This window comes from Kitasatospora sp. NPDC043949, from assembly GCF_056435365.1.
Genome location: NZ_JBWKEQ010000027.1, coordinates 1 through 8,537, shown reverse-complemented (window position 1 = coordinate 8,537; position 8,537 = coordinate 1). Strand labels below are relative to the sequence as shown.

The following is an 8,537-nucleotide window of genomic DNA, read 5'->3' as shown; positions in this document are numbered from 1 at the left end:
AACCGGGGGGGGGCGGGTTTCTCTCCCCCCCCCCCCCCCCTTCCGCCCCCCCCCCCCCCCCCCCCCCCCCCCCCCCCCCCCCCCCCCCCCGGCCTGCTCAGCGGCCCGCTCAGGCGGCCGGCAGGGCCTCCAGGGCGGAGTTCAGCCGGCGCAGCGTCTCGGGGCGGCCGAGCAGCTCCATCGACTCGAACAGCGGCGGCGAGACCCGGCGGCCGGTGACGGCGACCCGCAGCGGCGTGAACGCGAACTTGGGCTTGATGCCCAGCCCGTCCACCAGCGCCTCGCGCAGCGCGGCCTGGATCGGCTCCGGGCTGAAGTCCGCGAGCGCCTCCAGCGCCTTGACGCTGGCCTCCAGCACCGGGCGGGCGTCGGCGGTCAGCGCCTTGGCGGCGTCGTCCGGGTCGACGGCGAAGTCGGCCGGGTCGACGAACAGGAAGCCGGCCATGTTCACGATCTCGCTCAGCACGACCATCCGCTCCTGGGTGAGCGGCGCGATCCTGGCGAGCAGGTCCAGCTGCTCGGCGGTCGGCTCGGCCGGCAGCAGCCCGGGTGCCTGGAGGTACGGCACCAGGCGGCGGACGAAGTCCTCCGGGGCCAGCTTGCGGACGTGCTCGGCGTTGATCGCCTCGCACTTCTTCAGGTCGAAGCGGGCCGGGTTGGCGTTCACCTTGGCGATGTCGAAGGCGGCGACCATCTCGTCGATGCCGAACAGGTCGCGGTCGTCGGCCAGCGACCAGCCCAGCAGGGAGAGGTAGTTGAGCAGGCCCTCGGGGATGAAGCCGCGCTCGCGGTACAGGTTGAGCGAGGCCTGCGGGTCGCGCTTGGAGAGCTTCTTGTTGCCCTCGCCCATCACGTACGGCAGGTGGCCGAAGCGCGGGGTGGTGCCGTCGCCGACGCCGATCTCGGCGAGCGCGGCGTACAGCGCGATCTGCCGCGGGGTGGAGGAGAGCAGGTCCTCGCCGCGCAGCACGTGGGTGATGCCCATCAGGGCGTCGTCCACCGGGTTGACCAAGGTGTACAGCGGGGCGCCGTTGGCCCGGACGATGCCGTAGTCCGGCACGTTCTCCGGCTCGAAGGTGAGCGTGCCGCGCACCAGGTCGTCGAAGCTGAGGGTGCGGTCGGGCATCCGGAAACGCAGGATCGGCTCGCGCTTCTCCAGCTTGTAGACGGCGACCTGCTCGTCCGTCAGCTCGCGGCAGTGGCCGTCGTAGCCGGAGGGCTTGCCGGCGGCGCGGGCGGCCTCGCGGCGGGCGTCCAGCTCCTCGGTGCTGCAGTAGCAGTGGTAGGCGTGGCCGGCCTCGTGCAGGCGGCGGGCGACGTCGGCGTAGATGTCCATCCGCTGGGACTGGCGGTACGGCTCGTGCGGGCCGCCGACCTCCGGGCCCTCGTCCCAGTCGAAGCCGAGCCAGCGCATCGCGTCGAGCAGCTGGTCGTACGACTCCTCGGAGTCGCGGGCCGAGTCGGTGTCCTCGATCCGGAAGACCAGCGTGCCGCCGTTGTGGCGGGCGTAGGCCCAGTTGAAGAGGGCCGTGCGGACCAGGCCCACGTGCGGGTTCCCGGTCGGGGACGGACAGAAACGAACCCGGACGGCCGGGTTGCCCGCGGCGGAGCCGCTGAGCTTTTCACTAGCCACGCTTGATCACCTTGTTGGTGAGAGTGCCGATGCCTTCGATGGAGACGGCGACCTCGTCGCCGACGTTGAGCGGGCCCACCCCTGCGGGCGTGCCGGTGAGGATGACGTCGCCGGGCAGCAGCGTCATGGCCTCGGAGATGTGGACGATCAGCTCGGCGACCGAGCGGACCATCTGGGAGGTGCGGCCGGCCTGCCGGAGCTCGCCGTTGACCGTGCAGGTGACGGCGAGGTCGGCCGGGTCCAGATCGGTCTCGATCCACGGGCCCAGCGGGCAGGAGGTGTCGAAGCCCTTGGCCCGGGCCCACTGGCCCTCGCGCTTCTGCACGTCCCGGGCGGTGACGTCGTTGGCGCAGGTGTAGCCGAGGATCACCTCGGGCACCCGGTCCAGCGGCACCTCGCGGCACATCCGGCCGATCACCACGGCGAGTTCGGCCTCGTGCTGGACGTCCGAGGAGAACGGCGGGTAGGCGATGTTCTCGGTCGGGCCGATCACCGAGGTGGACGGCTTGAAGAAGGTGAGCGGCACGTCCGGGACGTCGTTGCCCAGCTCGGCGGCGTGCGCCGCGAAGTTGCGGCCGACCGCCACGATCTTGTTGGGGAGCATCGGGCTGAGCAGCCGGACGTCCTGGAAGCGGTAACTCTCGCCGGTCGGCTGGGGCTGGCCGAACGGGTGGCCGGCCAGCGCGTGGACGACCAGCGAGTCGGGCTGGGAAGGGTCGCCCTCCACCACGCCGAAGGAGACGCTGCCGGCGGCAGGGCTCCCCTCCCGGACGGAAAACCTGGCAATGCGCACGGCTGGGATACCCCTCGCTTCGTCGACCGCCCGGGGCGCGCCCGGGCGCTGGTGGGCGCCTCGCCCACGGTGGGCGCGGCCCCGTCAATCGTCGTCCAGGCTATCGCGTGGGGCCCCGGCTGACCGCTTTGCCCCTGTTCAGCGCGGTTGGGCCGCGAGCCCCGGCAACCGCCCGGGAACGCCGCAGGGCGCCGCGACCGCCCTCGGTGGCACGGCCGCGACGCCCGGTCGGAGCGGGGGTCGGGTCAGTCCTGCACGACGACGGGCGCCGGGGCGACCATCAGCTGGGTGCGGCGCGGGTTGGCGGTGCTGGCCGGCAGCTCGGTGCCGTAGGTGACGGCGTCCTCGGGCTTGCGGGCACCCGGGATCGTGCTGAAGTCCGCGACCGAGGCCAGCGTCGTCCGGCGCGGGTTCGCCGTGGAGCGGCAGGGCAGCGTGGACTTGGTGGCCTTCTTCGCCTGGGACATCGAGAGCACCTCGTGGTCGCGGCCGGGCGGATCGCGGCGGATCGTCACCGGCCTGAGTGATTCCGAATGATTCGGAGGGGTTCTGGGCAGGCTGATCGGGGCCGTGCTCCGGAGACAGCCAGGTTACGAGATCTCATTCCACAGGGGCCGTGACCAAAGCTACACATTAGACTGTGATTTTGCTCACAAATTCATGAGCGAATTGCAGATATCCGGCATATCGCCGCAACGGGATTTTCCGGCATATCTCCGATAACGGTCATTCCGGAAGGTCCGCGACTCTTTTCGATCTCGGGCCGGGTTGGCATGTATCCGGCGAGTGTCCGAAAAATGCGGTATTCCGGTCCTGTTACGGCACAGTCAGTGAAGTCACGCACGCGTTCGGTAGCGCCGCGCGGCGTGTCCTGGCGGCCCTTGTTGGGATTCCCCGGCTGTGCTGGAATGCCACGGACCGTGGGTAGGGAGAAGTCCACCCCGGCGACGCGCTCACCCGGACCAGCCGGGGAGCGGAAGGAAACTCGACACCGTCCGGTCCGCGGCGACGCGGCGGGACGCCCGGTCCAGAGGTTGCGACGCCAGTGCAGGGACGTTTCAAAAGGGGTAGCGGCGGCGCGGGTAACCCGGAGTCGCACGAGCCCGTGGCAGCCCCCCAGCAGGCGGCGGCCCCCGGCGGCCCGCCCGAGCCGGTGATCCCCGAGGCCCCCGGCCACCCGGAGGACGACGGCCAGGAACGGAAGTCCGCCCGGGACAAGCTCCGGACCACCCTGACCAGGCGGCGGGCCACCGGTCTGAGCCGGCTCGCGATGCGCAACTGGCGCATCCGGACCCGACTGATCGCCCTGCTCGCCCTGCCCGTCCTGGTCTCCCTGGTCCTCGGTGGCCTGCGGATCCAGGCCTCGATGCAGAACTCGCAGCAGCTCTCCCAGATGGCCAACCTGTCCGACCTGGCCAAGAAGGCGACCAACCTCGCGGACGCCCTGCAGACCGAGCGCGACATCAGCGCCGGCTACATCACCGCGCGCCCCAACGACCCGCTCGACGACGACATCGCCACCGCCCGCAGGGCCACCGACGACCTGAGCCGCACCTTCACCGCGTCCTCGGACAAGTTCGAGAACCTCGAGCTCTCGGGCGGGAAGGCGCTGCTGTTCCAGATCCGCAGGGACCTGAACTCGATCTCGGACGCGCGCAACACGCCGTACCAGAACAACCAGAACATTCAGTCGACGATCACCGCCTACGACGTGATCATCCGCGACCTGCTGGCCATCACCCAGGACATCGCGCTCGCGTCGAACAACAAGGACCTGCTCGTCGCGACCCGCTCGCTGCAGCAGTTCTCGCTGGCCAAGAACGCCACCTCGCAGCAGCGCGCCCTGATCGGCGCCGCACTCGCCAACCCCAAGGGCCCCGACCTCAGCCCCAGCGACGAGTCCTTCGGCATCCGCCTGCGCACCTCGTACGACAACTCGCTCACCAGCTTCAACAACATCTACACCGCGCACGACCTGGACAACCTGCGCGGCCAGCTCAGCTACAACTCGGTGATCGCCGACGCCGACCGGTACGCGCGCTCGATCCTCCAGCCGAGCGGCATCCACCAGACCGACCCGGTGACCTACAAGGACTGGTACGAGAAGGCCAGCGCCAAGATCACCGCCGAGCGCCGGATCGAGTCCAAGCTCATCGAGGACCTCGACGGCAAGGCCCAGGACCTCCAGTCCCAGGCCGACACCGAGGCCATCATCATCGGTGCCGCCATCGCCCTGGTGCTGCTCGTCGCCCTCGGTGGCGCCGGTCTGATCGCCCGCTCGATGGTGCGCTCGCTGACCCGTCTGCAGGCCGCGGCCGAGGACGTCGCCGAGCGCCGCCTGCCCGAGCTGGTCAAGACCCTCTCCGAGAGCGACCCGCACGACGTCGACACGACGGTCGAACCGGTGGCCGTCGACTCCACCGACGAGATCGGCCACGTGGCGCACGCCTTCGACATGGTGCACAGCGAGGCCGTCCGCCTCGCCGCCGAGCAGGCCCTCCTGCGCGGCAACATCAACGCGATGTTCACCAACCTCTCGCGCCGCAGCCAGGGCCTCATCCAGCGCCAGCTGTCGCTCATCTCCGAACTGGAGAGCCGCGAGGCCGACCCGGACCAGCTGGCCAACCTCTTCAAGCTGGACCACCTCGCGACCCGCATGCGCCGCAACGGCGAGAACCTCCTCGTCCTCGCCGGTGAGGACCCGGGCCGCCGCTGGACCAGGCCCGTCCCGCTGGTCGACGTGCTCCGCGCCGCCGCCTCCGAGGTGGAGCAGTACGAGCGCATCGAACTCGCCGCCGTGCCGTCGGCCGAGGTCGCCGGCCGCGTCGTCAACGACCTCGTCCACCTGCTCGCCGAGCTGCTGGAGAACGCCACCTCGTTCTCCAGCCCGCAGACCCGCGTCCGGGTCACCGGCCACGCGCTGCCCGACGGCCGCGTCCTCGTCGAGATCCACGACACCGGCATCGGCCTGAGCCCCGACGACCTCGCCGACATCAACGAGCGCCTCGCCAACCCGCCGACGGTGGACGTCTCGGTCTCCCGCCGCATGGGCCTCTTCGTGGTCGGCCGCCTGTCCCTGCGACACGGCATCCGCATCCAGCTGCGCCCCAGCGACTCCGGCGGCACCACCGCGCTGGTCATGCTCCCGGTGGACGTCACCAACTCCGCCGACCGCCGCGGCGCCGGCCGGCCCGGCCCGGCCCAGGCCAAGCAGCAGCGCGGAGTCGCCCCGACGCCGCGCCAGCAGCGCCAGGTGCCGCCCGGCCAGGGCGGCCCGGCCGCGCTCGGCCAGGGCCCGGCCGGCGGTGCCCCGCAGGGCGGCCGCCCGCAGCTCGGCCAGGGCGGCCCCGGTGCTCCGACCGGACCGAACGCTCCGGGTGCTCCGGGTGCTCCGGGTGCTCCGGGTGCTCCGGGTGCTCCGGGTGCTCCGGGTGCTCCGGGTGCTCCGACCGGACCGGGTGCGCCTGCCGCGCCCGGCGGCCGGGCCGGAGGCCTGCCGACCCGCCAGGTCGGCCAGTCGCTGCGCGAGAACCCCGGCCAGCCGGGCCAGCCAGGCCCGGGCCAGCAGCCCCAGGGACCCCAGGGACCGGGCCGGCAAGCCCCGCAGCCCCAGGGCCAGAAGCCGGCCCAGCAGTCCCCGCAGCCCCAGCAGTCCCCGCAGCCCCAGCAGTCCCCGCAGGGCGGCCTGCCGCAGCGCGGCCCGAACCGGCCGGGCCCGGCGCAGGGCGGCCTCGGCGGCCTGCCCCGCCGCGGCCAGCAGCAGCCCGCCCAGGGCCGCCCCGGTCAGCAGCAGCCCGCTCAGGGCCGCCCCGGCCAGGAACGGCCGCGCCCGGGTGGCGAGTTCGACGGCGGTCCGGGCCCCCGGACCGGCGAGCAGCCGCAGCACGGTCGGCCGGGCCGGCCGGGCGGCGCTCCGCAGCAGCAGGGCGGCGGCGCCCGCCCGGGCAACCGCCCGCAGGAGGGCCTGCCGCAGCGCCGGCCGGCCCCGCAGGGCCAGGGCGGCCCCGGTCAGGGCGGCCCGCAGGGCCAGCCCGGCCCGCAGGGCCAGCGCCGTCCGCAGCGCCCCGGCCCGGACGCGCCGCAGCGCGACCGCCAGCCGCAACTGCCGCCGCAGCAGCAGGCCCAGCCGCTGCCGTCGGCCGAGCCGGCACCGGTGGAGAGCACCCAGCAGTTCGCCCGGCCGCGCTTCGAGGCCAGTCAGATCGACCCGCGTGACCCGCTGGGCCTCGGTCTGGTGGAGCCGGTGCTGCCGAGCGTGCCGAACCCGGCGCGTCCGGAGCCGGTCCGTCAGGAGCAGGCCCGGCCCGAGCCGGTGCGCCAGGAGCAGGCCCGGCCGGAGCCGATGGCGCTGCCGACCGGCCCGTCCGGGGGTGCGGCCGAGCAGCCGTGGTACCCGCAGGAGGGCGGGCAGGAGGCGCGGCCGCGGACGTACCAGCCGCGCCGGCCCGGCACCTCGGCGCCGGAGTTCCAGCCGTCCGACCCGCAGGGCCGACAGGGCCGGCCGGCCCAGGCCCCGCAGCCCCAGGCTCCGCAGCAGGCCGCGCAGGCTCAGGCCCCCCAGGCCCCGCAGTCCCAGGCCCCGCAGCAGGGTCAGCAGCAGCCGCGGCAGGGCCAGCAGCCGCAGCCCGGCCCCGGGGACGCCCCGTGGCGCCCGTCCGCGAACGACGAGCGCTGGCGCCGCGCCGAGCAGGTCCGCGAGCCCTCGACCAGCGGCGTCACGATGTCCGGTCTCCCCCGGCGGACCCCGCAGGCCAACCTGGTCTCCGGCACCGCCGAGGCCTCGCCGCTGACCGGTCCGCAGGTCTCCCGGGCCCCCGAAGAGGTCCGCGGCCGGCTGACCAACCTGCGCCGCGGCATCCAGCAGGGCCGCCGGGCCGGAGCCGAACAGGCCAACCAGCCGGGCTCCCAGCATGGTGCCCAGCAGCCCGGATTCGATAGTTTCGGTGGCCGGACCGACGGCAACGGCGCAGATCACCAGGAGCGTTGAGTTGAATCAGATGAGCCAGGCCGCACAGAACCTGAACTGGCTGATCACCAATTTCGTGGACAACACCCCCGGGGTGTCCCACACCGTGGTGGTCTCCGCCGACGGCCTCCTGCTGTGCATGTCCGAGGGCTTCCCCCGCGACCGCGCCGACCAGCTCGCAGCCGTCGCCTCCGGCCTCACCTCCCTCACCTCCGGCGCCAGCCGGATCTTCGAAGGAGGCGAGGTCAACCAGACCGTCGTCGAGATGGAACGAGGCTTCCTCTTCCTCATGGCCGTCAGCGACGGCTCCGCCCTCGCCGTACTCGCCTCCCCCGACTCCGACATCGGCCTCGTCGGCTACGAGATGGCCCTCCTCGTCGACCGCGCCGGCGCCGTCCTCACCCCCGCACTCCGCGCGGAACTCCAGGGCAGTCTCCTGCACTGACCGGAGTCCGAGCGGGATACGTCCACCGTCCCACCTCCCCCGCCGGGTCCGACCCGACCGGCCCCGGCGTCTCACCCTCAGCTACCCTCAGGCAGCTGATCCCGCCTCAGCTGGCACCGCCCCAGCTGGAACCGGCTGCCCAAGGCTGCAGCACAAGGAGGACCCATGACCCCGCCCTCGACACCCGCCGGCTCATACGGCAACGGGTACGGCAGCGGCTACGGCGGGCAGCAGTCCGACGGCTACGAGCAGCAGCCGCTGGTCCGCCCGTACGCGATGACCGGTGGCCGCACCCGGCCCCGGTACCAGCTCGCCATCGAGGCCCTGATCTCGACCACCGGCAACGCCGAACGGACCGGCGGCCTGCTGCCCGAGCACGCCCGGATCGTGAACCTCTGCCGTGAGGTCAAGTCCATCGCGGAGATCTCCGCACTGGCCGGCGTCCCGCTCGGTGTGGCCCGCATCCTCGTGGCCGACCTGGCCGAGGCCGGCCTCGTCGCCATCCACCAGCCCGCCGCCGCGGGCGAGTCGGGCGGAACGCCCGATGTCACGCTGCTCGAAAGGGTCCTCAGTGGACTTCGCAAGCTCTAACGCGGCCGCTCCCTCCCGCGCCACCACCTCCGCGAAGATCGTCGTCGCGGGCGGCTTCGGCGTCGGCAAGACCACGCTCGTCGGCGCCGTCTCCGAGATCAACCCCCTG

At 73.0% G+C, this 8,537-nt stretch carries 6 protein-coding genes and 1 pseudogene; 4 read left to right on the top strand and 3 right to left on the bottom strand.

Annotated features, from left to right (window positions below; translation table 11 throughout):
• Positions 1–109: 109 nt before the first annotated feature.
• The 3 genes from gltX to AC07AL_RS22220 all read right to left on the bottom strand — a co-directional run bounded on the left by gltX (position 110) and on the right by AC07AL_RS22220 (position 2,941).
• Positions 110–1,633, bottom strand: a complete 1,524-nt coding sequence (gene gltX, locus AC07AL_RS22230; RefSeq protein WP_363585714.1) for a glutamate--tRNA ligase — start codon at positions 1,631–1,633, stop codon at positions 110–112.
• On the bottom strand, positions 1,626–2,426 hold the full coding sequence (locus tag AC07AL_RS22225) for a fumarylacetoacetate hydrolase family protein (RefSeq protein WP_063347716.1): 801 nt from the start codon (positions 2,424–2,426) through the stop codon (positions 1,626–1,628). The genes gltX and AC07AL_RS22225 overlap by 8 nt, the downstream gene beginning before the upstream one ends.
• 245 nt (positions 2,427–2,671) lie before the next feature.
• Positions 2,672–2,941, bottom strand: a complete 270-nt coding sequence (locus AC07AL_RS22220; RefSeq protein WP_363585713.1) for a hypothetical protein — start codon at positions 2,939–2,941, stop codon at positions 2,672–2,674.
• 590 nt (positions 2,942–3,531) lie between these two features.
• Between AC07AL_RS22220 and AC07AL_RS22215 the strand changes: the two genes are divergently transcribed.
• The 4 genes and pseudogenes from AC07AL_RS22215 to AC07AL_RS22200 form a co-directional block, all read left to right on the top strand.
• A complete protein-coding gene (locus AC07AL_RS22215) occupies positions 3,532–7,413 on the top strand; it encodes a sensor histidine kinase (RefSeq protein ID WP_478317983.1) in 3,882 nt (1,293 codons plus the stop codon).
• Between the two features lie 10 nt (positions 7,414–7,423).
• Positions 7,424–7,837 (top strand): roadblock/LC7 domain-containing protein, encoded by a 414-nt coding sequence (locus AC07AL_RS22210; protein ID WP_030057391.1) that lies wholly within the window; start codon positions 7,424–7,426, stop codon positions 7,835–7,837.
• A 165-nt stretch (positions 7,838–8,002) separates the two neighbouring features.
• A complete protein-coding gene (locus AC07AL_RS22205; protein WP_063347718.1) occupies positions 8,003–8,428 on the top strand; it encodes a DUF742 domain-containing protein in 426 nt (141 codons plus the stop codon).
• A pseudogene (locus AC07AL_RS22200) lies at positions 8,409–8,537 on the top strand (ATP-binding protein); the annotation flags it as partial. The gene AC07AL_RS22205 and the pseudogene AC07AL_RS22200, both read left to right, overlap by 20 nt.

Bases quoted from the DNA above. Each gene is read 5' to 3' on its own strand.
- AC07AL_RS22210 (WP_030057391.1), top strand. From the start codon at position 7,424: ATGAGCCAGGCCGCACAGAACCTGAACTGGCTGATCACCAATTTCGTG.
- AC07AL_RS22205 (WP_063347718.1), top strand. From the start codon at position 8,003: ATGACCCCGCCCTCGACACCCGCCGGCTCATACGGCAACGGGTACGGC.